Here is a 26,018-nt window from a genome sequence, read left to right as displayed (position 1 = left end):
GGTGTTGGGTCGCGGGGGGCGGGGGCGGGGCGGGGGGGGGGGTGGTGGGGGGGGGGGGGGGTCGGGGGGGGGGGCGGGTTGGGGGCCGGCCGCCGCCCCCCCCCCCCCCCCCCCACGACCGGAGTCGCGCGGCGCTGTCCTGCGCATATCCGCTCATCGGCGGGCCTCTGGGTGGCGCCCCCGGCAGGACTCGAACCTGCGGCCAAGCGCTTAGAAGGCGCCTGCTCTATCCACTGAGCTACGGGGGCCGATGGTGACCGGTGGCCGGGAGCCCTGGATGTGGGCGGAGCCTGGACCATGCCGGGGACAAGGATAGGGCTCCCGGCTCCTCGTCTCCGTTGCTTCGCCGCCGCGCCACGATGTGGAGGTTCAGTGAAGCGGTCCCGATAATCGCAGGCAGGTGCGAATCACGCATCGTTTTTGGCCCCCTCGGTGCCGGGTGTTGTGCACTCGTTATGCCCGCGCCCCCGCGTGCCCCTTCCACCGCCCGGGTTCCCTTGCCACGCAGAAGCGCCCAAACGCTTCAATATGTCGCCAAAATTGGGCATTCTGCCCATGTGGTGACCTTGGAAGTACGGCCTCAGCTTCTCGACGCCCTCTCGGACCTGCGCGACCGCGTCGCCGCTGTGCGCTGTCCGCTCCCGCTGCCGGGCGCGCCGCGCGCTCGGGCCAACCGGGACGAACTGCTCGCGCAGCTCGACGACTACCTGTTGCCGCGCCTGCGCGATCCCGGCGCACCGCTGCTCGCCGTCGTCGGCGGGTCCACCGGCGCGGGAAAGTCCACGCTGGTCAACTCGCTGGTCGGGCGTCAGGTCAGTGAGGCGGGTGTACTGCGCCCCACCACCCGCAACCCGGTCCTCGTGTGCCATCCCGACGACCACCGCTGGTTCGCCGGTCTGCGGGTGCTGCCCGAGCTGACCCGCGTGTGGATGCCGAGGCAGGAATCCCCGCACGCCCCGGAGGGGGACGAGGACCCGGCGACCGAGCGCGGGCGGGTCCTGCGTATCGAGACCGCCGAGGCGCTGCCGCCGGGCCTCGCGTTGCTCGACGCCCCCGACATCGACTCGCTCGTCGCCCACAACCGGGTCCTCGCCGCCGAGCTGATCTGCGCCGCCGACATCTGGATCATGGTGACCACCGCCTCCCGGTACGCCGACGCCGTCCCCTGGCACCTGCTGCGCACCGCCAAGGAGCAGGACGCGACCCTCGTCACCGTCCTGGACCGGGTGCCGCATCAGGTCCTCGCCGACGTCTCCCGGCAGTACGGGGCGCTGCTCACCAAGGCCGGACTCGGCGAGGTGCCCCGCTTCACCGTCCCCGAACTGCCCGAGTCCACCGGTGGCGGGGGGCCGCTGCCCGCGACCGCCGTCGCCCCGCTGCGCGCCTGGCTCGGCCACCGCGCCGCCGACCCCTCCGCCCGTGACCGCGCCCTCACCCGTACGGCGCGCGGCGCGCTCGGCTCGCTGCGGCGCCGGATGCCGGAGATCGCCTCAGCCGTCGCCGCGCAGTACGCCGCCTCCGTACGCCTGGTCGCCGCCGTGGAGGAGGCGCACGCGGCCGAGCACGCCCGGCTGCACGAACGGCTCCAGGACGGGGCCGTACTGGCCGGGGACGCGCTCAAGCGCTGGTACGCCTACCCCGTCGACTCCAGCCCGGCCGAGCTGCTCGACGCCCTCGTCGACAGCCTCGGCGCCCTCCTGCTGTGCGCCGTCACCGCCGCCGACGAGCACATCGACGAACGCTGGCGTCGCGAGCCCGCCGCCCGCGCCCCCGAACTGGCCTCGCCGGTACGGGAGTGGGGCGGTGGCACGGTCGATCACCGGGTGGGTGTCGCCGTACGGCGCTGGCGGCGCGTCGTGGAGGAGTACGCCGAGGACGAGGTGCGCGCGCTCGACCACACCACCGCCCCCGACCCGGAGGCCGTCACCGCTCTGCTGGTCACGGCCCTGCTCGGCGGCCGGCGCGGCGGCGTCGCGGGCGAGCACCTGGCCGAGCGCATCGGCGCCGAGGCAGCCGTACGGCTGCGGGACCGGGGCGGAGAACTCCTCGGGGAATGCCTGGACCGGGTCCTGAGCGCCGAACGCGACCGGCGTCTCGCCCCTCTCGACGCTCTGGGCCTGCGTGCGGAGCCGCAGGCGGAACTGATCGCGGCGCTGTCCGTGCTGGAGAAGGAGAAGGAGAGGTGAACGCGGTGAGCACCGCGACCAACACCACCGGAGTGACCGGAGGGGCCGGGCCCACCGAACCGGCCGTGGAGACCGGGGCCACCGAAGCCACGTGGGCGGCTGGGGACGCCGGGGCCGAGGACGCCCTCCGCGATACCTCGCCCGGTGAGCAGGACGGCCGGGGCGGGGCGGAGGACGAGGCCCGCGCGCAGGAGAGCACGGACCCCCGGGCGGCCGCCGGTCCCTCGGCGCCGAACGAGAGCCCCTCGCCCGGCCGCGCCGCCCCCGCCGCCCCCGCCGCGTCCGTTCCCGGCCAGGGACACGGACAGGGCCAGGGACACGGACAGGGCCAGGGGCACGGGCAGGGCCAGGGACAGGTGCGGGGCCAGGACGGCCCCGGGCTCGTCCTTCCCGCCGCACCCGTCCTCGTCTACACGCGCGGCGTCGTACCCGCCCCCAGCGGCGAACCGGGGACAGCATCGCGCACGGACCGGCCGGAACCCTCGTCCCGGCCGGAGGGGATCGAGGGGGCTGAAGAGGTCGAGGAGATCCAGGAGATCGGGGAGACCGGGGAGATCCGGGAGGCCGGGCAGGCACGCGGTGGCGGGGACGGCGGTGGGGACGGCGCCGGGGCGCCGGAAGGCTCCCCGGCGCTCGCCGCCGAGACCGGTGAGGACGGAGGAGGCGACGGTACGGGGGAGCCGGAGGGCGGTTCCGGTGCGCGCCGGCCGGTCCCCGCCCCGGTCGCCGCGCTCGACGACGGGCTCATCGCGCGCCGGGGCCGGCGGGCCGAGCGGGCCCCCACGCCGGAGACGGCCGCGCCCGCCGCCGTTCCCGCCGACCTGGCCACCGGCGTGTGCCCGGCCCCGCCCGCGCGGGCCGCCGCGCACACCGAGGTCGCCGGGTTCCGCGAGGGGCCCGTGCGGGAACGGCTCGACGCGCTGCGCGAACTCGTCGGGCTGTCCCGGGCCCGGCTGGACGAGGAGACCCTCGCCGAGGCCGGACGGGTGCTCGACGAGGCCGCCGCGCGGCGCCGGCTCTCGGGGCGGCACACCGTCGTCGCTCTCGCCGGAGCGACCGGAAGCGGCAAGTCCACGCTGTTCAACTCCCTCGCCGGGGTGAACATCTCGGACACCGGCGTACGGCGGCCCACGACCTCCGCGCCCCTGGCGTGCAGCTGGACGGACGGGGCGGCCGGACTGCTCGACCGGCTCGGCGTCCCCGGACGGCTGCGCAGGCGGCCCGTGCAGGGGCCGGACGGGGAGGGGGAGCTGAGCGGGCTCGTCCTCATCGACCTGCCCGACCACGACTCCGCCGCCGTCGAGCACCGCGCCCAGGTGGACCGCATCCTCGGCCTCGTGGACGCCGTCATCTGGGTCGTGGACCCGGAGAAGTACGCGGACGCCGTCCTGCACGAACGCTATCTGCGGCCGATGGCCGGGCACGCCGAGGTCTCCTTCGTCGTGCTCAACCAGATCGACCGGCTCCCCGGGGAGGCCGCCGACCTCGTCCTCGACGATCTGCGCCGGCTCCTCGACGAGGACGGCATCGCCCTCGGCGAGCACGGTGAGCCAGGGGCCACGGTGCTCGCGCTGTCCGCCCTCACCGGCGAGGGCGTCGGGGAGCTGCGCGAGGAACTCGGCCGGCTCGTCGGCGAACGACGGGCCGCCGCCCGGCGGGTCGCCGCCGATCTCGACCTCGTCGCCGCCCGGCTGCGCCCGGTGTACGCCGCCGGGCGGCGCGCCGGACTCAGCGAGGACGCCCGCGACGAGTTCGCCGACCGGCTCGCCGAGGCGGTCGGCGCCGCCGCCGCCGGGGAGGCCGCGGAACGTGCCTGGCGCAGGAACGCGGGCCGGGCCTGCGGCACGCCGTGGCTGCGGCTGTGGCACTGGTACGAGGGGCGCAGGCGGCCCGAGAACACACCTCCCGCGCCGGAGGCCCCCGCGGAGACGGAGGCCACCGCGCGCCAGCGGGTGGAACAGGCGGTACGCACGGTCGGCGAGGAGGCCGCACAGGGGCTGCCGGGCCCCTGGGGCATCGCGGTCCGCGAGGCGGCGGCGCGCGGGGCCCGCGAACTGCCGCAGGCGCTCGACGAGCTGACGGCCGCCGTGTCCGACCCCACGGGACGGCCGCCCAGGCCCGGCTGGTGGCCCGTCGCGGTGCTCACCCAGGCGGCCATGACGCTGCTTCAGGTCATCGGCGCGCTGTGGCTGGTCGGGCAGATCGCCGGGGTGCTGTCCCCGAACCTGGGGGTGCCCGTGCTCCTCATGGTCGCCGGGATCGTGGGCGGCCCGTGCGTCGAGTGGTCCTGCCGGATCGCCGCCCGCGGACCGGCCCGCCGCTACGGGACGGACGCCGAACGCCGCCTGCGCGAGGCGGCGGCCGGCTGCGGCCGGGCCAGGGTCCTCGACCCGGTCGCGGCCGAACTGCTGCGGTACGAGGAGGTGCGCGAGCAGTTCACGCGCGTAGTCGGGGACGGTCCCGCCGCCGGTACCGCCGCGCTGCTGCCCGCACCGCTGGGCGGCTCCCCGGGCCGGGACGCCGGTGCGCGGGCGGCGGACCCGGAGGGTGTGCCCGCGCTACCGCGCTGACCGAGTCGGCCTTCGGGCCGTCGACGGCGGGCCGGCCGCTTTCGTGTGACAGCGCCTCACCCCTGTGGGTGAGGCGCTGTCACGTTCGCGGCCTTCTCGTGACAGTCGGTGGACGAGTTATCCACAGGTCCTGCGGGGACCGCCGGAATCGGTCACTCTGTGTGCACGGCGTCGGACGGCGCCGGTACGGCAGAAGCAGGCTGGGCGCCGGGAGCGGCGCGGCAGGGGGAGTGGACGATGAACGAGACGCTGGTGACCGTGGTGGGCAACGTCGCGACGACGCCCGTGTTCAGGGAGGTGCCGACCGGGGCGCTCACCCGGTTCAGGCTCGCGGTGACCGCGCGGCGCTGGGACCGCGAGAAGCAGATGTGGCTGGACGGGCACACCAACTTCTTCACCGTGCTGGCATGGCGCTCCCTGGCCCAGAACCTGGCCGCCTCCCTGTCGGTGGGGGAACCCGTCGTGGTGCAGGGCAGGCTGCGGGTGCGGGAGGAGGAGCGCGGCGGGCAGCACTGGACCTCGGTGGACATCGACGCGGTCGCCGTCGGCCACGACATGGCGCGCGGCACCTCCGCGTTCCGGCGGGTGCGGCGCACCGCGGAGGACGGCAGGAGCGCCGCGGCCGCCGAGGCGGCAGGACACTCGGGAGGGCCCGGAGACCCGGTCGGCTCCCTGTTCCTCACGGACCCGACGGCGGACCCGACGGCGGCCTCGACGACGGCCCCGACGGCGGACGAGCCCATGGGAGCGGCACCGGCTGCCGAGGTGACGGGCGGTCAGGAAGGCGCGCGGGCAAGCCGGGGAGCTTCCGTGGCGGCTGGTTCCGCGGCACCCGCCGGGAAGAGGCCCGCGGCGAGGCCGAGGAGGAAAACGGCCGGCGTGGCGGCCGGTTAGGCGCGCCGGGCGCCCGCGCGGGCGGGTGGCCGTCGAGGGCCGGGGGCGGAGCGAGTGCGGGGCGCAGGGACGAACAACCACGAGGGCGCACACGGGGGTTCACCGCGCCTCCCTCCGCCGTCGGCCGCCCAGCCACTCGCTCGCCCGTCCACTCACCCGTCCGCCCGTCCGCCCGTCCGCCCGTCCGTCCGTCCGTCCGCCCGTCGACCCGTCCGCCCGTCGACCCGTCGACCCGTCCACCCGTCCACCCGTCCCACTCGTTCCCCCCACCCGAACTGCGGCTTATCGGGGCGTCCGTGGCGGTGACATGTCGATATTGGCGGGTCAACACGCCTGTCGCGGATAACGATTGTGATGCGAACTGGTTGTCGGACGGTGTGACTGGGAAAGGAGTGGCGCTCCGTACCTAGGATTCCCGGCGAGGCCCGCGGGGTGTGACCCGCTGCGGCCCATGGGGCACTTGGCACTGAATTCTGCTGGTGGGACCCCACCCCACGATCTGTACGGGTCCTGCCCGGAGGGGAATTACATGTTTTCTGTACGTAGGCGGGGTGCCGCCCGCCTCGCCGCGGCAGCGGTCGTGTCCGGCGTCGTCGCCACCGGTGCGATAGCCGGCGCGGGCGCGGCCACCGCGGCGGAGGAGGCCTCGCAGCACCAGGGAGGTGCCTCCGCCACGCTCGGCGGGCTGAGCGACAAGAGCGACGACGCCGTGATCCACGGCGACAAGGACAAGTCGGTCAAGGCCGGGCTGTTCACGATGGAGGTCGACCAGGGCGGAACGCTCCAGACCTACTGCATCGACATCAACCACCCCACGCAGCCGGACGCGAAGTACCAGGAGACCCCCTGGAGCGGGACGTCCCTCAACACGAACCCGGAAGCCGGCAAGATCCGCTGGATTCTGGAGAACTCCTACCCCCAGGTCAACAACCTGGCCGAGCTGGCCCAGAAGGCCGGGGCCGGCAGCCTCACCGAGAAGACGGCCGCCGCGGGCACCCAGGTCGCCATCTGGCGCTACTCGGACGGCGCCGACGTCGACGCGGTCGACCCCGCGGCCGAGAAGCTCGCCGACTACCTCCAGAAGAGCGCGCAGAACATCGCCGAGCCGAAGTCCTCGCTGACGCTCGACCCGCCGGCCGTCTCCGGCAAGGCGGGCGAGAAGCTCGGACCGGTCACCGTGCACACCAACGCGGGCAGCGCCGGCCTGGAGGCCGCCGACGCCGCGGGCGCCGGGGTCAAGATCGTCGACAAGGACGGCAAGCCCGTCACCTCCGCCACCGACGGCAGCCGGCTCTTCTTCGACGTGCCGGCCGGTGCCGCGCCGGGTTCGGCCGCGCTGACCGTGCGCGCCACCACGACCGTTCCGGTCGGCCGTGCCTTCGCCTCGGAGACCCGCAGCCAGACGCAGATCCTGGCCGGCTCCAGCGAGTCGACCGTCTCCGCCCAGGCCACCGCGAACTGGGCCGAGAAGGGCGCCATCCCCGCCGTCTCGGCGCAGAAGAACTGCGCCAAGGGCGGCGTGGACGTGACCGCGAGCAACCAGGGCGACAAGCCGTTCACCTTCGAGCTGGCCGGTCAGCGGCACACCGTGGAGGCCGGCCGGACGGCCACCGTCACGGTGCCGGTGAAGGAGGACCAGTCCTACGACTTCACCATCACCGGGCCGAACGGCTTCCAGAAGGAGATCAAGGGCGTTCTCGACTGCAAGGTCGCGTCCGCCGGCGGCGAGAGCGTGAAGGGCGAGCAGTCGCCGCTGCCGAGCGCCTCCCCGGCGAGCCCCGGCTCGGGCAACGGCTCCGGCAACGGCTCGGCCGGTGACTCGGCCGGCGGCACCGGCAAGGGCGGCGACCTCGCCGCGACCGGTGGCTCCAGCGCGACCCCCGTCATCGCCGGTGTGGCCGTCGTGCTCGTCGTCCTAGGCGGCGGCACCGTGTTCTTCCTCAAGCGGAGGAAGACGGCGTAACGACGGCACCACGCACACGACACCACCGAGCGCACCGCACCCGGTGCGCTCGGTGACGAGGCCGGGGCCCGGACGTACCGGGCTTCCGGCCTCGCGTCGCTCCCGCTCCCCTCGCGGGGCGCCCGCCCCGGCGCCGGTACCCCCGGGGGGAACCCGTTTTCGCCCCAGCCCCGTGGTACGGCAAGATGGATGCATCTGCCCGCACGCGGCGGAGCCCTTTCACGACACTGTCAGATCCACGACTGCCGGACGGTTTCTCTTGGCTGAGTACATCTACACCATGCGCAAGACGCGCAAGGCGCACGGCGACAAGGTCATCCTTGACGACGTGACGCTGAGCTTCCTGCCGGGCGCGAAGATCGGTGTCGTGGGCCCCAACGGCGCCGGCAAGTCGACCGTGCTCAAGATCATGGCCGGTCTCGAGCAGCCCTCGAACGGCGACGCGTTCCTCTCGCCCGGCTACAGCGTCGGCATCCTGCTCCAGGAGCCCCCGCTCGACGAGACCAAGACGGTCCTGGAGAACGTCCAGGACGGCGTCGCCGAGACCATGGGCAAGCTCAAGCGGTTCAACGAGATCGCCGAACTCATGGCGACCGACTACTCCGACGCGCTGCTGGAGGAGATGGGCAAGCTCCAGGAGGACCTGGACCACGCGAACGCCTGGGACCTGGACGCGCAGCTCGAACAGGCCATGGACGCCCTCGGCTGCCCGCCCGGCGACTGGCCCGTCGTGAACCTCTCCGGTGGCGAGAAGCGCCGTGTCGCGCTCTGCAAGCTGCTGCTGGAAGCCCCCGACCTGCTGCTGCTCGACGAGCCCACCAACCACCTCGACGCCGAGTCGGTGAACTGGCTGGAGCAGCACCTCGCCAAGTACGAGGGCACCGTCGTGGCCATCACCCACGACCGGTACTTCCTCGACAACGTCGCCGAGTGGATCCTCGAACTCGACCGGGGCCGCGCCATCGGCTACGAGGGCAACTACTCGACGTACCTGGAGACGAAGCAGACCCGTCTCAAGGTCGAGGGCGCCAAGGACCAGAAGCGCGCCAAGCGGCTCAAGGAAGAGCTGGAGTGGGTGCGCTCCAACGCCAAGGGCCGGCAGGCCAAGTCCAAGGCGCGTCTGGCCCGCTACGAGGAGATGGCCGCCGAGGCCGAGAAGACCAGGAAGCTGGACTTCGAGGAGATCCAGATCCCGCCGGGCCCGCGGCTGGGCAGCATCGTCGTCGAGGTCGACCACCTCAACAAGGCGTTCGGCGACAAGGTCCTCATCGACGACCTGTCCTTCACCCTCCCGCGCAACGGCATCGTCGGTGTGATCGGCCCCAACGGCGCCGGGAAGACCACGCTGTTCAAGATGCTCCAGGGCTTCGAGGACGCGGACTCCGGCAGCATCAAGGTCGGCGAGACCGTCCAGATCTCCTACGTCGACCAGAACCGCTCCAACATCGACCCGAAGAAGACGCTGTGGGAGGTCGTGTCCGACGGGCTCGACTACATCAACGTCGGCCAGGTCGAGATGCCCTCCCGCGCCTACGTCTCGGCGTTCGGCTTCAAGGGCCCCGACCAGCAGAAGCCCGCCGGGGTGCTCTCCGGCGGTGAGCGCAACCGCCTCAACCTCGCGCTCACCCTCAAGCAGGGCGGCAACCTGCTGCTCCTCGACGAGCCGACCAACGACCTGGACGTCGAGACCCTGTCCTCGCTGGAGAACGCGCTCCTGGAGTTCCCCGGCTGCGCCGTGGTCGTCTCCCACGACCGCTGGTTCCTGGACCGCGTCGCGACGCACATCCTCGCCTACGAGGGCGACTCCAAGTGGTTCTGGTTCGAGGGCAACTACGAGTCGTACGAGAAGAACAAGATCGAGCGACTCGGCGCCGACGCGGCCCGCCCGCACCGCGCCACCTACAAGAAGCTCACGCGAGGCTGAGCGGCGATGGCGCGACACCTCTACCAGTGCCCGCTGCGCTGGGCCGACATGGACGCCTTCGGGCACGTCAACAACGTGGTCTTCCTCCGCTACCTGGAAGAGGCCCGTATCGACTTCATGTTCCGGCTCAGGCCCGAGGGCGGCGGACCGTCCTTCGCGGGCGGCTCGGTCGTCGCCCGGCACGAGATCGACTACCTGCGGCCCCTGGTGCACCGGCACGCGCCGGTCACCGTCGAGTCGTGGGTCACACGGCTGCGTGCCGCGTCCCTGACCATCGCCTACGAGGTCAAGGACCCGGAGACGGACGGGCGGCCGGAAGAGGTGTACGTGCGGGCCTCCACCGTCGTCGTGCCCTACGACCTCCAGGCGCGGCGCCCCCGGCGGATCACCGCCTACGAGCGTGAGTACCTGGAGAAGTACCGCGACGACGGCTCCTCGGAGACCCTCGCCGTATGAGCACCACCCTGCGCTGCGCCGACCCGGGGGAGGCCGCCGACCTGGCGGCCTTCCTCGGCCGGCTGCTGCACTACGACAAGGCCGCCGCCGTCCGCCTCCGGGGCAGCGGCGCCACCCTCGCCGTCTTCGGCCGCCCCCCGTCCTTCGAGGTCCTCGCGATCCGCACGGTCCGGCTCGAAGAGCGCGCCCCGGGCGAGACGCGGGAGGAGATCGACGTCACCGTGTCCGCCGGGGACCTCCTGGAGGCCGTCGACGAGACCCGCGCCACCGTCACCGTGCCCGCCGCCGTCACCGGGCCGCCCTGGGCCGGGCTGCTGCCCCCGCGCGGCGGCTGGCGCCGCGAACCGGTACCGCTGCTGCCGCAGGCCGTACGCGCGGCCGTCTCCGCCGCCGTCACCGAGTTCCGCACCCGCATGGAGCGGCTCGCCCCACCCGGGCGCACCCGCGGCGAACTCGACCGCATCGGCCGGGAGGTGTGGTCGCGCACCGTGGGCGACACGAGCCTGCCGGTACGCGCCGCGCACGCCGCGCACTCCCTCGGCTTCCTGCGCCCCCACCGGCCGCAGACCGGGGGCGCCGTCTCCCGCGCGGCCGCGCGCCCGCAGACCGGCGGCGACGAACAACTCGCCCTGTACTCCTCGGGGCCCTGGCTGCGCCTGCACACGCCCTACGGCTCGATCGCCGTACGCCGCTCGGGACTCGGCGGCCTCAGCGTCACCCCGCGCGGCTGACCGCGCCCGGGGCGCGGCCCCGGCTCAGTCGGCCCGGTTGATCATCGAGGCGGCCGCGTACGTGAGATACGTCCACAGCGTGCGCTCGTGCTCCTCGGACAGGCCCAGGTCGTCCACCGCCGTACGCATGTGCCGCAGCCAGGCGTCGTGCGCCGCGCGGTCCACCGCGAAGGGCGCGTGCCGCATCCGCAGCCTCGGATGCCCCCGCCGGTCGCTGTAGGTGCGCGGACCGCCCCAGTACTGCATGAGGAACAGCGCGAACCGCTCCTCCGCCGGGCCGAGGTCCTCCTCCGGGTACATCGGCCGCAGCAACGGGTCCTGCGCGACGCCCTGGTAGAAGACGTGCACCAGACGCCGGAAGGTCGCCTCACCGCCGACCTGCTCGTAGAAGGTCTGCTCCTGAACCGTGCCGTGCGGGATCTCGTTCACCCCCCCATCGTCTCAGACGACACGGCGGAGGACCTGAGACCTAAGGCCCGCCCGAAGCCCCCCGGAACGGAAACCGGCCCCCGGGTCACCCCGTTCACCCCGTCGCGTACTCGCGCGCGGAGCGCTCGCGCAGGACAGTGGGGACATGAGCGAGCCGCAGCGCCAGCCGCCAGAGACCGACACCCGCCCCGACGGGGAACCCGAGCGCGCCAGACGGGCCAGGAAGGCCCTGGTGGACGCCCTCCTGGCCGGCGGCAGCCTCAGCCCGGACTCCCCGTGGGCCGACGCCTTCCGGGCCGTGCCCCGGCACCTGTTCGTCCCCTGGTACTACACCCGGTCCCGGGAGGGCGGGTACGAACGGCTGTGGGGCGAGGACCCGGACGCGCGGCGGCGGGAGCGCTGGATCGAAGGGGCCTACGCCGACGTCCCCCTCGCGACCCGGCTGCGCGACGGGGAACTCGTCTCCTCCAGCAGCCAGCCCTCCCTCATGGCCCGCATGCTCCGCGACCTCGACGTACGCGCAGGACACCGGGTCCTGGAGATCGGCGCCGGCACCGGCTACAACGCGGCCCTGCTCAGCCACCGGGTCGGCGACGCGCACGTCACCACCGTCGACCTCGACCCGGAGATCACCGAGTCCGCCCGCGTACACCTCGACCGCGCCGGATACCACCCGCGCGTCGTCACCGGGGACGGCGCCCGGGGCTGCCCCGGCCACGCGCCCTACGACCGGACCGTCGTGACCTGCGCCATCGGCACCCTGCCCCGGGCCTGGCTGGAGCAGAGCGCCCCCGGAGCGCTCGTCCTCGCCCCGCTCGCCACCGGCCTGCTCGCCCTGCGGGTACGCGACGCCGGACACGCCGAGGGCCGGTTCCTGTCCACCCCCGCCTACTTCGTGCCGCTGCGCGGCGGCGACCAGCGGCTCGTCCCCTCGCCCTACCTCGGCGGAGTGCCCAACTGGGCCGCCCGCGACGAGGACTTCCGCTTCCTGCTCGCCCTCACCGCGGGACAGCTCGACCCGCACGAGGCGATGGCCTTGTGGCAGCGCGAGCGGCTCCCCAGCCGCGAACGCTTCGGCGTCAGCGTCCGCGGACCGCACGTGTGGGCCTGGCTCGACGAACCCGACGGGCCCTACGCCTGGGCGCTGCCCTAGGGCCGGACCGGCCCCGGCGAGCGCGAGGACGCCGAGACGCCGGACGGGCCGTACGCCGGGGTGCGAGCCCTGGCGTACGGCCCGTACCGGCACCGCCCCACGCGCGTCAGTCCCGGTGGATCGTGATCGTCGTCCAGGCGCCGACATGCACCTGATCGCCGTCGGCCAGCGGCACCGTCACGAACGGCTGGATCGGTTCCTCACCGCCGTTGATCGTCGTGCCGTTGGTCGAGTTCTGGTCCACCACGGCCCAGCTGCCGTCCGGCTGCTGGGCGAGCACCGCGTGCTGGTGCGAGACGCCCGGGTCCTCCGGCGGCACCGACAGATCGATGTCCGGGGTGTCCCCCGTCGAATGCCGGCGACGGCCGATCGTCACCTGATTCCCCGTCAGCGGCAGATGCTGCTCCGGCGAGTACGCGGGCATGTTGAGCCCCGCCGCCTCCGGACCACTGCGCTGCATCATCGCCATGAAGTAGTCGCGGTCCGGGGCGATCGTCGCCGACCACGTCCCCGGGCCCGCCGGAGCCGAGGGCGGGTACTGCGCCGAGGGCGGGGCCATCAGCCAGTCGTCCTCCCCGCCGCCGTAGCCGCCGTGCCCGGCGCCGGGACCCTGCTGGGTGCCCTGGCCGCCGTGCCGGCCACCCTGCCCGGCCCCCTGCGCGGGCGGGCCGGGCGGATACGACTGCTGCTCACGCTGATACGGGTCGGGGAAGCCCTGCGGGGCCGGGGCGGGTGCCCCCGCACCGGTCGGGAACCGGCCGGGCCCCGGATCGCGCGGGTCCGGACTGAACGACTCCGCGGGCCGGTTCATCTGCGAGGGCCGCGAGGCCTGGTACTCGTGCGGTTCACGCCCCGGGAAACCACCCGGCGCGCGCGGCGCCGGCGGCACGTACGAGGTCGCCGTGTTGGTCATGAAGTTCCAGCGGCAGTGCTCGCAGAACGGGGCGTTCGCCTCACGCTGCGTACCGCACTGGGGGCACAGCTCCGGCGGCGCTCCCGCACCCTCGCCGGGCTGCGGGTAGCCGTACGGCGGAGCGGGCTGCGGGGAAGGCGGCGGCACAGGTCCGCCCGACCCGGCCATGCGGTGGCCGCAGACCTCGCACCAGTCGTCGGAACCCGACTGGTGTCCGTTCGGGCAGGTCGGCATGTCGGCGCTTCCTCCTCTCCTTCTACTCCGGCCGGGCGGCCGGTCTCGCGCAGTCCTTCCCGTCTCACGACGGCACACTGCTTCACTACGTCACATTCACTTCTTCACGCGAACCGTCTTCGTCGACCGGGTTTCGAGAGTCATCTCGTCGGCCTCCGCGACCTTCGCCTTCAGTCGCACAGTACCCGCAGGGGCATCCAGCACATCCACCACCTTCGCCAGCAATTTCGCCGTATCGTCGTTGCCGGAGGCGTTCGCCAGCTGCACGGCGCGGCCGAGTTTCGCCGTCGCCCCGTCCTCGTCGCCCGCCTTGCGGGCCTCCAGCCCCTCCTGGATGACGTGCGCCAGCTCCGCCTGGCCCGTGTAGTGCGCGACCTGCGGATTCATCTTCGTCGACGCCACGACGTCGTCCGTCCACACCGCCCGCACCAGACCCTGCGCCAGCGTCCGCACCCCGCCGTCCGCCTGCGGGACCACCAGCGAGACCCGCGCCGCGAGCATCTCCTGGCCGACACCGGCCGGAGGGACCCGGACACACACGTGGTAGTCGCGCGACTCGTCGCCCCATGAACCCGTCGGATAGTCCCCTGCCCGCGGACCCACCTCGGTGCGCCGCGCGGTCAGGTCCTCGACGCTCGGCGCCACCTGCTTGACGAAGACGATCTCCGCGCCCTGGGGCGTCCACAGCCGCAGACCCACGTCCGCGACCTCCTTGCCCATCGCCTTCTCCATGATCCCCGTGAAGTCGGCCGAGAGGTGCTGCGGATCGGCCACGATGTCCGCCGTCCCCAGCAGCGCCGAGGCGATGGCCGTGACCTCCTTCACCTCCCAGTCGGTACCCACGCCCCGCGCGTCACACGTGAAACGGCCCGCGCAGGCCGCCAGCGTCGCCCGCAGGTCCTCCGGCGACTCGTGCTCGTTGCGGCCGTCCGTCAGCAGGACCCCGTGCCGGATCGAGACCCGCGCCGAGGACAGCAGCCGGTCCGCGAGCCGCAGCCACGTCCCCACCGCCGTACCGCCGCCCGCGCTCAGCGAACGCAGCGCCTGCCGCGCCTGCTCCCGGGTCTGCTCGCCCGCCACCGCCAGCCGGCCGCCGCCCGGATAGACCTCCCTCGCGACATGCGTCCCCGCGATCACCGCGAAGTGCGTGCCGTCGCGCAGCGTGTCGACGGCCGCCGCCGTCGCCGCCCGCGCGTTCCGCATCTTCGCCGGCGGATAGTCCATCGAGCCCGAGCAGTCGACCATCAGCGCGACCGCCGCGTCCTGACCCGCCGGCGTACCCGGGAACGTCCCCGAGGTGCCCCCGCCCGTCGACGTCACCGTCACGATCGCGTTGACCTCGCCCGCGCCCTGCGGCAGACAGGCGTTCTGGTACACCTCGGCGGAGAACTCCGGCACCGCCGGCTTCGAGAAATTCGCCATCTTGACAGACCCCCCTTTTTGTTGGAGGCTCCCTCGCCTCCGGAATACAGGCGGCTCACCCGCCTCCCGAGAACAGGCGGCTCACTCGTCCCCGGTCGTCGTCCGCGCCGCCTCGAACGGCAGGATCGCCACCGTCACGTTGTCGTGGCCGCCACCGTCCAGCGCGTGGCCCACCAGGGCCCGCGCGCTGTGCAGCGGGCGGCGCGCCGCGTCCGCCGGGACCACCCCGGCCATCTCCCGCGCGCTCTCCGCGTAGTTCCACAGACCGTCCGTGCACACCACGACGACGCCCGGCCGGTCCGGTGTGAAGGAGGCCGTGTGCGGCTCCAGTTCGTACGCGTCCGCGCCCAGCCAGCCCGTGATCGCGTGCGCCCGTTCGTCCGCGTACGCCTCCGCCTCACTCATCAGCCGGGCCGCGACCATCTGCGCCGCCCACGAGTCGTCCTCCGTCAGCCGGTGCGGCGGGGCCTGCGGATCGTCCGGCACCCAGTAGACCCTGCTGTCCCCGACCCAGCCCACGACCAGCAGACCCGCGCCCACCACCGCGCCCACCAGCGTGCAGGCCGGAGCGTTCTGCTGCGGACGGTCCGAGACCGGCGGCAGGTCCTGGGCCAGGGAGTTGACCGCCTCGGAGGCCGCCAGGATCGCGTCGTACATCGCCTGCCGCGGATGCGTGCCCCGCGGCAGGGCCGCCATCAGCGAGGCGTCCGCCGCGCGCGCCGCCGCCAGGGAGGCCTCGTCCGGACGGGTCGCCGAGGAGACCCCGTCGCACACGATCGCCGTGGCCACCGCCGTACCGTCCGCGAGCGTCGTCGCCGACACCGCGAACGCGTCCTCGTTGCGGTGATGGCGCAGCCCCCGGTCGCTGACCGCCGCGACCGCGCTCAACTCCTGCTCCATGTGATCCCGTTCCCGGGGCTGGGCGTGACCGCAGTGCTCGCAGTACCCGTCCGGGTCGACCCGCCCCGACCGGCAGGCCACGCACAGGGGCCCGGCCTGCGCGGCGGGCGGCACGGCCGTACGCGGATCGGCCGGGGCGCCGGGCGCCGGGCCCGGGGGCGCGGCGGGCGGCGCGGCCGGGGGCGGGGGAGGGGCCGCCGCGCCCGGTGCGGGCAGCGCGTAGTCCTCCCCGTCGCCGGAAGCGGCCGGGCGGCCCGGCGGTTCCGGATGGCCGGCCGGCAACTCCGTGCCGTCCGAGGCCGTGCCGCGCACGTCGGCACCCCGGTGCACGGGCGCCGGCCTGCCCTCGCTGTCCGCCTCGCGCGCGGCCGGCCAGGCCGCGGCCCGGCCGACCGCCGCCTCCCGCGGCGCGCCGCCGGGGGTCCGCGCCGGGGGCCTGGGCACCGCCGACAGGTCGTATCCGCAGGCCCCGCAGAACAAGTCCCCCTCGTCGAGGGACTCCTCACAGTTGGGGCACGCGGAAAGCTGGTGCATCTGCGACATCAATCACACCCACGTCCGGGGGCGGAGGCGGTTCGCCCGCTCCACCAGTTCGATCCGCTCCTCGCCACTGCGGGCGAGCCTGGCCAGGGTCCGGTACGCGCGTTCCAGACCGAAGCGCAACCCGCGCTCGTCGAGCGCGTGGCCGAGCAGGGTCCCCGCGGTTCCCGCACCAGTGCCGGGCGGCGCCACAGCGGCACCGCCCACCGCGGTCCCGCCGCCCGCCTGGCCCGGGGCGCCGCCTGTCGCGAAGCCGCCGGAGGCGGAACCGGACGGGGCACCGCGATTCCCCGAGAGTACCCAGTCCAGAGCGGTGCCCAGCACCTCGGCCGTCAGCAACTCCTTGCGCACGCCGTCGAGACCGGCCGCCTCCAGCGCCTCCACCTGCCGGGCCGCCGCCCGCAGATCCTCCAGCACCGGCTCGTGCGCCTCCCGGCCCCGCAACCGGGCGCGGACCGCCGCGACCCGGGCCGCCGTGTAGTGGATCGACACCTCGGGCACCGACTCCAGGGCCCGCACCGCCGCCCGCCGGTCACCGGCCGCGAGATGCACCCGGGCCAGCCCGAAGGCCGCGCTGACATAACCGGGGTCTGTCACCCAGACGAGGCGGTAGTACTCCGCCGCGTTGTCCAACTGCCCCAGCTCCTCGGCGCACAGACCCAGGGCGAGCTTCGGCGCGGACTCGCCCGGGAAGGCGTCGTACACCGCGTCGAAGGCCAGCGCCGCGTTCTCCCGGTCCCCGCTCACGAGCGAGGTCACGCCCCGGTACCAGACCACCCGCCAGTCGTCCGGGTAGCGCGACTCCAGGTCCGCGAGGGACTGCGCCGCGGAACCCGTCTGCCCCATGTCCAGCCGCGCCCGCAGCTCGCGCAGCCGCACCTCCAGGGACTCCCCGGGCGCCGCGTGCAGGGCGCTGATCAGTTCGGCGGGCGCCGAGGCCATCAGGCCCGCGAGGAAGCCCGCGTTCGGATCGCCCGGGTCCACCCGGGGCACCGGCAGCGCGAGCGCCGTACGCGCCGCGTCGAGCGCCCGCAGCGCGCCCGCCGCACCCTTGGCACCCGCCGCACCGGACAGCCCGCCGGAGTACGCCGGTGCCGGCGCGGCCGTCGCCGGGCCGGGGGAAGCGGGCGCGGACGCGTCCGGCGGGGACACGAGCGTCGCGCCGGACCGCCCCGGCGCCGCCGGGGCGCCGGAACCCGTCCCGAGCGCTTGCGGCTGCGCGCCAGGAGCCGGGAGCGCCGCGGAGAAGCCGCCCTGCGCCTGCTCCGGCAGCCCCGCGCCCGCCACGCCCGCCGCACCCGACGGGGCGCCCGCGAGCGCGGCCCGCCGCGCCCTGCGGCCCAGCGGCGCGGAGCGCAGCCCCAGCCGCGACACCCCGGCGCCCGCCGGGACGAACAACTCGGTGTCCGCGACCCCCAGCTCCGGGCCGAACAGCGTGGACAGCGCGGGGCGCGGCCGGTCCGTCTGGAGCGCCACGACCTCCCGCAGCACGCCCGTCAACTGCTCCGACATCTCCTGCGCCGAACCGAACCGCCGCGCCGGGTCCGGGTCGGTGGCCCGCACCAGCAGCCGGTAGAAGGACTCGTAGGCGCGGAACACCCCGATGTGGTCCGGGTCCGGCAGGCTGTCCGCGTACACCGTCGTGTAGCCCTGGAAGTCGAAGGTCAGCACCGCGAGGGTACGGGCCACCGTGTACAGGTCCGAGGCCACCGACGGGCCCACCTCGGCGACCTCGGGCGCCTGGTAGCCGACCGTGCCGTAGATCGCGGACTCCTCGTCGTCCATCCGGCGCACCGCGCCCATGTCGATGAGCTTGAGCTGGTCCTCCGTCTGGATCGCGTTGTCGACCTTGAAGTCGCAGTACAGCAGCGAACGGCTGTGCAGATGGCCCAGCGCGTCCAGCGCCTCGATGCCGAAGGCGCACGCCTGCTCCACCGGCAGCGGATCGCGCAGTCCCGCCGCGTTCCTGCGCGCGTTGGCGATCTCCTTGAGCGACTTCCCGCCGACGTACTCCATGACGATGTAGCCGTCGAGGGACCCCGTGCGCTGGTCCAGGTGCTCCACGAAGTTGTAGATCCGCACGATGTTGGAGTGCTCGATCTCGGCGAGGAAGCGGCGCTCCGAGATGGCCGCCGCCATCGCGTCCTGGTCCCCCGTGTCCAGCAGGCCCTTGAGGACCACCCAGCGGTCCGACACCGCCCGGTCTATCGCGAGGTACACCCAGCCCAGCCCGCCGTGCGCGAGGCAGCCCACGACCTCGTACTGACCGTGCACGATCATGCCCCGCGTCAGCTTCGGCACGAAGGAGTACGGGTGGCCGCACTTCGTGCAGAAACCCTCCGTACGGCCCGGCCTGCCGCCGCGCGAGCGGCCCACCGGCGCCCCGCAGTCACCGCGCGAGCAGAACCGCTTGCGCTCGGGCACCTCCGGGTTCTCCTGCACGACCTGGCGCGGGTCGGGGCGCGGCACCGTCGGCACCGTCACCAGGCCGACGCCCAGCCGCCCGCGCGCCGAGGCCGCCGAACCGGTGCTCGCGCCGCGCGCCGTGACCGAACGCGAGGCCACCCGGCCCGACAGCCGCGCCGAGACCGAACGCCGCGAGGACTTCGAGGACTTCGCGGAGCGCGAGGAGCGCGAGGACCCGGTGGAGTGCGTGGTCGGGGACGCCGGAGCCGCCGGAGGGGAGCCCGCGCCGGACGCGCCCGCTCCGCCCGAGGCGCCCGTGAGCCCGGTGGGCGGCGAGGCGATCAGCCCGTCGGGCGAGACGACCGGCGCCAGACCGCAGGTGTCGCAGTACAGCTCGCCGCCGCCCATGTCCTCGTACGCGCCCTCGCAGCCCGGCCGCTGGCACTGCCGCTCACTCATGTCTCCCCCTGCTCCCGCGCTCCGTCATGGCTGCCTCCGGTCCTCGGGCCGGGCGCCGCCCAGTGTCTCGGCCGCCGCGTGCTGGTAGCGCAGGACGGCCTGTTCCGCCGCGCGCAGATCGCAGGGCGCGCTCCACAGCATCCGGCGCGCGAGGTCGTACCGCTCGACCAGCAGCAGGTCCTCGGCCAGCCCGTGCCGCGCGATCTTCGCCTTGTACGCGTCGAGCCTGCCGCGCAGCTCGGCGCGGATCGCGAGCGGGGCCGCGACCGCCGACAACTGCTCACGGGCCCGCAGCAGTTCCGTCTGCGCGCGGGACTCCAGCGACTCCAGCAGCGGGGACAGCCGGGACCACTGGCCGCGTCTGCGGTACTCGGCGGCGCGCGCCAGCTCCTCCTGGAGCGCGGTGGGCGGCCCGCTGACCGCGGGGACCTCGGAGGCCGCGATCTTCGCGAGCACCTCGCCGCGCGCCGCCCGCGCCTCCGCGAGGGTCCGGTCGGCGCGCGAGAGCACGTCCCGCAGCGCGAGCAGCCGCTCCTCCGCGTCCTGCCGCACGTCGAGGACCGCCTCGATCTCCCGGCGCACCTCGTCCAGGGCGCGGGCCTCCCGGTCGTAACGGCGGGTGTCGGGGCGGCCCGCGCCGGGGGAGGAGGCGCCCTGCGTGGCCTGCCAGAACTCCAGCGGATCGCTCACCACCTGCTCGCGCAGCGCGGACAGCACCCGCGCGATCCGCTCCAGGTCGTCGCCCGCCGGGTGCTCCCCGGGCCGCACGCCCACCGAACGGGCCAGCTCGCGGGTGCGGTGCAGTTCGGCCGAGAGCAGGTCGATACGGGCGGGCAGCGCCGACCACACGGCGTCGGCCGCGATCACCACGTCGAGGGAGCGCGCGTACAGCTCGTTCATCCGCTCGACCAGCTCCTCCAGGCTGAAGCGGATGCTGAGCCGGGAGTTGTCCGGGCCGGTCAGCGAGGAGGGCAGCCCGCCGGGCGGGCCGGCGGCAGCCGCCTCGCCGGGCACCGTGACGCTCTCGCCCTCCAGCAGCTCCGTCAGCTCCGCCAGGTCCTGGCCGCCGGGCCAGCGACGCCGCTCCCGCAGCGCGCGGGCCTTCGACAGGGCCTCGGTGTACGCGTCGAAGTACGACCACAGCAGCGTGACGGACCGCTCGGTCGCCGCCCAGCGCTCCCGGGTGACCCCGGTCAGCGCGGCGCCTTCGAGCAGCCGCCGCCCCGCGTGGTCCTGGAGCGCCAGCAGCGAGGTCTCGACGGCCTCGTGCTCCGCCGTGCGCCGGGCCAGGGCGCGGTCGACCGCGTCCCGGTCCATCACCGCGCCGTCCGGGCCGGCGAGAACCGCCGGTGACGTCCCCGGCGATCCGGACGGCCCCTCGGGCCGCACCGGTCCCACGGGTGTGGGAACAGATCGCGTGGCACGCATCGCTCACCCCTCCGCTCGGCGGAACCGGGTACGGAAACCGGCCGCCCCGGCCGGTCCGGGAGGCTTCCGTTCACCACGTCCGCTGTCTCTTCCACACCCTGCCCCTCGCCACCCCGCGTTCACTCCTCACCGGCCCGCGCGTCCGCCGGTTCAGCCTCACGGGGAGACCTCGGGCCCCGGGGGCTTCGCGTCCGCGCCGAGATCGGCCGCCAGCCACTTGTCGTACGAGGCGGACCAGCCCGACTTGCGGTAGTCCTCCAGGACGCGGTTGACCCGCGCCACCAGATCCGTCGCGTCCTTCTTCATCGCGACGCCGTAGTACTCCTTGGTGAACGGCTCGCCCACGAGGCGCACCGCCGGGTCCTGGGCGGCCTGGCCCGCCGCGAGGGCGCTGTCGGTCACGACCCCGTCGACCTGCCCGAGCTGGAGGCGCACCAGACAGTCGAGCTGATTGGGCACCTGGGTGCGGATGTCCGCGCCGAAGCTCTTCTTCTCCAGCTCCCCGAGCGCCGTGGAGTTCTCGGCGCTGCACAGGCGGCGGCCCTTCAGCGAGCTGTCGTAACCCGTGACCGGGGAGCCCTGCGGCACGAGCAACTGCTGGCCCGTCTCGAAGTAGACGGTCGAGAAGGCCACGTCCGCCAGCCGCTCGCACGTGATGGTCATCGTGCGCACGACCATGTCGACGTCGCCGTTCTGGATCGCCGCGATGCGCTGGTTGGTCGGGATCGTCTTGAAGGCCACCGCCTTCTCGTCCCCCAGCACCTCCTTGGCGATCCGGCGCACGAGGTCGATGTCGAAGCCCTCCAGGTCGTTCGTCCGCGGATTGCGGAAACCCCAGCGGTAGCTGTTCTGGTCCACGCCGACGATCAGCCGGTTGGGCTTGTCCGTGCGGGTCTTGATCTCCTTGATCGTCGGCCCCTCGGCCGTGGACGGCGGCACGCTGCCGTACAGCTCGTCGTTGGTGCAGTCCGCGCTCGCGCTCACCTTCGAGGCGTGCGCCGCGCCGTGCGGGCCGGCCGCCCGCGCGGGGCCGTCCGCCCCCGGTGGGGCGGACGGGACCAGGAGCAGCCCCGCGACCAGGGCACTGGTCCCCGCCACCGCCGCCACCGCCGCGCCCCGGCGCCCCGTCGGGGCCGGGCCCCGCCACCGGCCCGCCGCGCCCGCCTCGTGCGTTCGCCGCCACGTCATCGTGCCTCCTCCCGTCCACCCCGGACACCGCCCGTACCGTCGCGCGCGATCCGCCCGCGCGCCGCCCCGCTCACCGGTACTCCGCGAGCCGGCGGCCGATGCCCAGCACCGCGCCCGCGCCACCGAGCAGCGCGAGCACCCCCGCGCCCACCGGCATCCCCGTCATCGCGCCCTCGCCGTCCCGCGCGGAGCCCCGGAAATCGGCCTGCTCCGCCGCGATCCCCTCGCTGAGGGCCTTGTCGACGGCGTCGAAGGACCGCGAGGTGGGCCGGGCGCTCGCCGCCCCGCCGATCACCTTCTCCAGGGCCTTCTTGTACTCGCCGTCGTCGTCCAGCCGCCGGGCCTCGCCGTGCCGGTCGCGCCACTCCTGGGCGCGGGTACGGGCCTTTTCGACGGCCCCGGTGCCCGCGCCGCTGTCGGCCAGCCGCAGGGCCTCGCCCAGGTAGCCGCCGTCCTTGCCGTCCTGCGCGCCCGCGCCGTCCCCGGACTGCTGCGGGCCGGCCAGCTCCCTCATCTGCCGCTGGTACGTGTACTCGTAGGCGTCGACGGTCCGGTCGCCGGCCTTCCGGGTCACCGCGCCCCGGTTCACGAGCGTCAGGTTCTCGCTCGCCCGCGCCTTGAGGGAGGCGATCCGCGCGTCGTTGAGGACCCGCAGCGAGGAGACCCCGCTGTCCTTCGAGGTGTTCAGCTCGCCGCGCGCGACGGTGTGACCGGCCGTCACCCACAGGAGCAGGACGAGCGTGGCGGCGCCGGCCGCGACCAGGCCCTGGTTGAGGACCCGGCTGGTCCTGCGGTAGTCCCGCACCTGGGCCCGGACGAGCGCGGCCAGCGTGAGCACCCCGAGAGCGAGCGCGAGCCACGGGTACGAGGTCGACCGGTCGTAGTCCTCGCCCAGCCGCTCGTTCTCCGCCTGGTACAGCCGCTCGGCCTGCTGGAGCATGTCGGTCTGCATCAGTTCGCTCGCGTGCCGCAGCCAGGCCCCGCCCAGCGGGAGGCCCTGGCGGTTGTAGACCCGCGCGGTGTCGATCTCCCCGGTGTAGACGGGGAGTTTGCGGTTCAGCTTCGCTATGGCCTCGGCCGAGGAGGAGGAGACGCCGCTGTGGGAGGCGGCGGCCGCGAGCTTCTCCGAGGCCAGTTCGATGTCGCGGTCGTAGCGTTCGCGAGTGCTCGCCGGTTCCTGCCCGCCGGAGAGGAAGCCGGTCGAGGCGGCCGTGTCCGCGTCGGCGAGCGCCTGGAAGATGGTCGCCGCGTCGTTCGTCAGCGGCTGACTGCGGTGCAGTACGTCATGGGCCGCGGCCGAGCGCTGCGCGGTCTGCCACGCCGTCACCGCCCCGAAGGCCACGACGAGCACCGCGAGCGCCAGCCCGATCAGCCGCAGCCGCCCCGGCTCGGTCCCCAGCGCGTACCGCAACCGGTCCACGCCCTCCGACCAGGCGGAGCGACGCGGCGCGGGGGCCCGGGGCGCCCCGCGCTGCGCGGGCACGGTGGCCGGGGCCGGCGCGGGCGTGTTCTCCCCGGGCCCACCGGACAGCACGCTCCCCCCGGGCGCGGCCCTGCCGTTCGGCGGCTGTGTCACTGCGACCTCCCCCTCGGTCGTTCGGCTGTCGCTCCCCTTCGCGTCGGCGGGGAGAAAGGCTGGGCGGCCAGTATGGTCCCCGGCCCCCCTGTCCACACCAGCGTTTCATCGATCTTGCGCGGATCGCCGCGGTGCGCGCCGGCCGGGTGCGGCCGGAGCGGCGCCCGCCCGGCGACCGTGCCCGTACCCGGCACCTCCGGCCGCGACGGCGCGCCGCTGCCCTTCTATACGCCGGCGCACCCGCCGCCGGTTCCCGGGCGGCGGGTGCGTGGGGGTGCGCGGGGGGCGGGAAACCACGTGTGGCCGTTCCGCGTCGGGCGGAACGGCCACAGGGGGAGGGGAGGCGGCGCTCAGGCCACGGGGACCTCCTGGCGGGGGACCTGCCGGGGGCCGGCCCAGTGCGCGCGGGCCCGGTCGTGCGCCGAGGTCGGCAGCCGCAGGTGGTCCAGGCCCAGCAAGGCGGCGCCCAGCACGGGCCGTTCGGCCACGACCCGGGCCACGGCGTGCGGGGCGCGCTCGGCCAGCAGCCGGACGATCCGCCCGTTGAGCCCCGGATGCCCGGCGGCGAGTATCCCGCCGCCCAGCAGCACCGGGGCCTCCTCGCCGAGCAGGTCGAGGCGGCGCAGGGCGACCGTAGACAGGGCGACGACCTCCTCGGCCATCCGCGCCACGAGCGCGTCGGCGACCTCGTCCCCGGCGGCGGCCACCGAGAACAGCACGGGGGTGAGTTCGTGCCGGCGCGGGTACGGGATGCGGCCGAGGTGGAAGCCCTCGATCAGCTCGTACATCGTCTCCAGGCCGAAGTGCGCGGGCAGCGCCCGCATCAGCCCGGTCGGCTCGCCCCTGCCGTCCTCGGCGCGCGCCGCGAACCACAGGGCCTCCTCGGCGAGACCCCCGCCGCCGCCCCAGTCGCCCGACAGCTTCCCGATCGCGGGGAAGCGGGCGGTACGGCCGTCCGGCAGCATCCCGGCGCAGTTGATCCCGGCCCCGCACACGACGGCGACCCCGCGCGGCTCGGCGTCCTCCAGCAGCCCGGCCCGCAGCACCGCGAAGGTGTCGTTGAGTACCGTCGTCGTACCGCCCCAGCCGCGCGCGTCGATGGCCTGCGCCAACTCCTCCTCCTCGACGGGGAGATCGGCGTTGGCCAGACAGGCCGAGACGTGCTCGGCCCGCGCGTCGGGCGGCAGACCGGCGTCCGCGAAGGCGCGCAGTACGGCGTCCTGGAGGACGTCGACGGCCGTGCGCACCCCGACCTGCGGGGGCTGGAAGCCGCCGCCGCGCGCCGCGCCGAGGACGGTGCCGTCCGCGGCGAGGAGGGCGACGTCGGTCTTGCTGTTGCCCGCGTCGACCGCGAGGACGGCGGCGGACGGGGATGTGCTCAGGCCCACGCCAGGTGCTCCCGGTTGTGCGCGATCAGTTCGTCGGTCAGCTTGTCCGCGTACTCGATCTGGCCGACCAGCGGGTGCGCGAGCAGCGCCTGGAACACGGCGTCCCTGCTGCCGTTCAGCGCGGCCTTGAGCGCGAGGTCCTCGTACGCCGTGGTGTGCGCGACGAGGCCCGCGTACAGCGGGTCGAGCTTCTTGACGGGCAGCGGGGTGGCGCCGTTGTGGCCGACGGTGGCCTGCACCTCGATCACCGCGTCGTCCGCGAGGAAGGGCAGCGTCCCGTTGTTGAAGGTGTTCACGACCTGATACGGCGATCCACCGCTGCCCAGCAGGGAGGCCGCGAGGTCCACGGCCGCCTCCGAGTAGAAGGCGCCGCCGCGCTTGGCGAGCAGCTCCGGCTTCTCGTCGAGCGCCGGGTCCCCGTACATCTCCAGGAGCTGCTTCTCCATCGCGGCGACCTCGGAGGCGCGCGAGGGCTTCGTCCGCAGCTCCCGTACGACGGCGTCGTGCTGGTAGTAGTACCGCAGGTAGTACGAGGGGACGACGCCGAGCCGGGTGACGACCTCGCGCGGCATGTGCAGGTCGTCGGCGACCGCGTCCAGGTGCTCGGTGAGCAGCCGGGGCAGGACGTCCTCGCCCTCGGGGCCGCCGAGGCGGACGCCCGTCTCCCACGTGAGGTGGTTGAGGCCCACGTGGTCGAGGTGGATCTCGGAGGGCGCGAGGTCCAGCAGCCGCGCGAACTTGCGCTGGAAGCCGATCGCGACGTTGCACAGGCCGACGGCCTTGTGCCCGGCGGTCAGCAGCGCCCGGGTCACGATGCCCACCGGGTTGGTGAAGTCGATGATCCAGGCGTCCGGGTTGGTGCGGCGCACCCGCTCGGCGATGTCGAGCACGACGGGCACGGTGCGCAGGGCCTTGGCGAGTCCGCCGGCCCCGGTGGTCTCCTGTCCGACGCAGCCGCACTCCAGCGGCCAGGTCTCGTCCTGGTTGCGGGCGGCCTGGCCGCCGACGCGGAGCTGGAGCAGCACCGCGTCGGCGCCCTCGACGCCGGCGTCCAGGTCGGAGGTGGTGGTGATGGTGCCGGGGTGGCCCTGCTTGGCGAAGATCCGCCGGGCGAGGCCGCCCACCAGCTCCAGCCGGTCCGCGGCGGGGTCGACCAGGACGAGTTCCTCGATCGGCAGGGTGTCGCGCAGCCGCGCGAACCCGTCGATGAGTTCGGGGGTGTAGGTCGAACCTCCGCCGACCACGGTGAGCTTCATGG

At 74.4% G+C, this 26,018-nt stretch carries 18 protein-coding genes and 1 tRNA gene; 8 read left to right on the top strand and 11 right to left on the bottom strand.

The window, feature by feature from the left end:
- Positions 1-172: 172 nt before the first annotated feature.
- A tRNA-Arg gene (locus ACFYMP_RS15930) sits at positions 173-248 on the bottom strand.
- Positions 249-557: 309 nt separating this feature from the next.
- Between ACFYMP_RS15930 and ACFYMP_RS15925 the strand changes: the two genes are divergently transcribed.
- The 7 genes from ACFYMP_RS15925 to ACFYMP_RS15895 all read left to right on the top strand — a co-directional run bounded on the left by ACFYMP_RS15925 (position 558) and on the right by ACFYMP_RS15895 (position 10,724).
- The gene (locus tag ACFYMP_RS15925; RefSeq protein WP_388856716.1) at positions 558-2,186 is read left to right on the top strand and encodes a dynamin family protein; all 1,629 of its coding nucleotides are present in this window, start codon (positions 558-560) and stop codon (positions 2,184-2,186) included.
- A 500-nt stretch (positions 2,187-2,686) separates the two neighbouring features.
- Positions 2,687-4,756, top strand: coding sequence for a GTPase (locus ACFYMP_RS15920; protein WP_388856755.1), 2,070 nt, complete (start codon positions 2,687-2,689; stop codon positions 4,754-4,756).
- 237 nt (positions 4,757-4,993) lie between these two features.
- On the top strand, positions 4,994-5,650 hold the full coding sequence (locus tag ACFYMP_RS15915; RefSeq protein WP_388856713.1) for a single-stranded DNA-binding protein: 657 nt from the start codon (positions 4,994-4,996) through the stop codon (positions 5,648-5,650).
- A gap of 529 nt (positions 5,651-6,179) precedes the next feature.
- The gene (locus ACFYMP_RS15910) at positions 6,180-7,613 is read left to right on the top strand and encodes a Cys-Gln thioester bond-forming surface protein (RefSeq protein WP_388856710.1); all 1,434 of its coding nucleotides are present in this window, start codon (positions 6,180-6,182) and stop codon (positions 7,611-7,613) included.
- Positions 7,614-7,872: 259 nt separating this feature from the next.
- Entirely contained in the window at positions 7,873-9,537 is a 1,665-nt protein-coding gene (ettA, locus tag ACFYMP_RS15905) for an energy-dependent translational throttle protein EttA (RefSeq protein ID WP_388856707.1), read from the top strand.
- A 6-nt stretch (positions 9,538-9,543) separates the two neighbouring features.
- Complete coding sequence (locus tag ACFYMP_RS15900) at positions 9,544-9,993, top strand: acyl-CoA thioesterase (protein WP_388856704.1); 450 nt, start codon at positions 9,544-9,546, stop codon at positions 9,991-9,993.
- Complete coding sequence (locus ACFYMP_RS15895) at positions 9,990-10,724, top strand: hypothetical protein (RefSeq protein ID WP_388856701.1); 735 nt, start codon at positions 9,990-9,992, stop codon at positions 10,722-10,724. The genes ACFYMP_RS15900 and ACFYMP_RS15895 overlap by 4 nt, the downstream gene beginning before the upstream one ends.
- A 24-nt stretch (positions 10,725-10,748) precedes the next feature.
- On the opposite strand, the gene ACFYMP_RS15890 is transcribed toward ACFYMP_RS15895, so the two are convergent.
- A complete protein-coding gene (locus ACFYMP_RS15890; protein ID WP_388856698.1) occupies positions 10,749-11,153 on the bottom strand; it encodes a globin in 405 nt (134 codons plus the stop codon).
- 145 nt (positions 11,154-11,298) lie between these two features.
- Between ACFYMP_RS15890 and ACFYMP_RS15885 the strand changes: the two genes are divergently transcribed.
- Positions 11,299-12,306 carry a methyltransferase domain-containing protein gene (locus ACFYMP_RS15885; RefSeq protein ID WP_388856695.1) on the top strand — a complete coding sequence of 336 codons (1,008 nt, stop codon included), beginning with the start codon at positions 11,299-11,301 and terminating at the stop codon, positions 12,304-12,306.
- Between the two features lie 106 nt (positions 12,307-12,412).
- Here ACFYMP_RS15885 and ACFYMP_RS15880 read toward each other — a convergent pair whose 3' ends face one another.
- The 9 genes from ACFYMP_RS15880 to ACFYMP_RS15840 all read right to left on the bottom strand — a co-directional run bounded on the left by ACFYMP_RS15880 (position 12,413) and on the right by ACFYMP_RS15840 (position 26,016).
- A complete protein-coding gene (locus ACFYMP_RS15880) occupies positions 12,413-13,453 on the bottom strand; it encodes an FHA domain-containing protein (RefSeq protein WP_388856692.1) in 1,041 nt (346 codons plus the stop codon).
- Positions 13,454-13,549: 96 nt separating this feature from the next.
- Positions 13,550-14,875 carry a VWA domain-containing protein gene (locus ACFYMP_RS15875; RefSeq protein ID WP_388856689.1) on the bottom strand — a complete coding sequence of 442 codons (1,326 nt, stop codon included), beginning with the start codon at positions 14,873-14,875 and terminating at the stop codon, positions 13,550-13,552.
- Between the two features lie 81 nt (positions 14,876-14,956).
- Positions 14,957-16,318 carry a PP2C family serine/threonine-protein phosphatase gene (locus tag ACFYMP_RS15870; RefSeq protein WP_388856686.1) on the bottom strand — a complete coding sequence of 454 codons (1,362 nt, stop codon included), beginning with the start codon at positions 16,316-16,318 and terminating at the stop codon, positions 14,957-14,959.
- 3 nt (positions 16,319-16,321) lie between these two features.
- Positions 16,322-19,180 carry a tetratricopeptide repeat protein gene (locus tag ACFYMP_RS15865; RefSeq protein WP_388856683.1) on the bottom strand — a complete coding sequence of 953 codons (2,859 nt, stop codon included), beginning with the start codon at positions 19,178-19,180 and terminating at the stop codon, positions 16,322-16,324.
- A gap of 24 nt (positions 19,181-19,204) precedes the next feature.
- Positions 19,205-20,497, bottom strand: coding sequence for a hypothetical protein (locus ACFYMP_RS15860; RefSeq protein ID WP_388856752.1), 1,293 nt, complete (start codon positions 20,495-20,497; stop codon positions 19,205-19,207).
- Positions 20,498-20,764: 267 nt separating this feature from the next.
- Positions 20,765-21,796 (bottom strand): glutamate ABC transporter substrate-binding protein, encoded by a 1,032-nt coding sequence (locus ACFYMP_RS15855; protein WP_388856680.1) that lies wholly within the window; start codon positions 21,794-21,796, stop codon positions 20,765-20,767.
- Between the two features lie 70 nt (positions 21,797-21,866).
- On the bottom strand, positions 21,867-23,372 hold the full coding sequence (locus ACFYMP_RS15850; RefSeq protein ID WP_388856677.1) for a hypothetical protein: 1,506 nt from the start codon (positions 23,370-23,372) through the stop codon (positions 21,867-21,869).
- Positions 23,373-23,722: 350 nt separating this feature from the next.
- Positions 23,723-24,760 (bottom strand): N-acetylglucosamine kinase, encoded by a 1,038-nt coding sequence (locus tag ACFYMP_RS15845; RefSeq protein ID WP_388856674.1) that lies wholly within the window; start codon positions 24,758-24,760, stop codon positions 23,723-23,725.
- Positions 24,751-26,016 (bottom strand): 6-phospho-beta-glucosidase, encoded by a 1,266-nt coding sequence (locus ACFYMP_RS15840; RefSeq protein ID WP_388856671.1) that lies wholly within the window; start codon positions 26,014-26,016, stop codon positions 24,751-24,753. The genes ACFYMP_RS15845 and ACFYMP_RS15840 overlap by 10 nt, the downstream gene beginning before the upstream one ends.
- Positions 26,017-26,018: the final 2 nt, after the last annotated feature.

This window comes from Streptomyces sp. NPDC007088 (assembly GCF_042869355.1).
Classification (GTDB): domain Bacteria; phylum Actinomycetota; class Actinomycetes; order Streptomycetales; family Streptomycetaceae; genus Streptomyces.
This window is presented reverse-complemented; position numbering and strand designations above follow the sequence as displayed.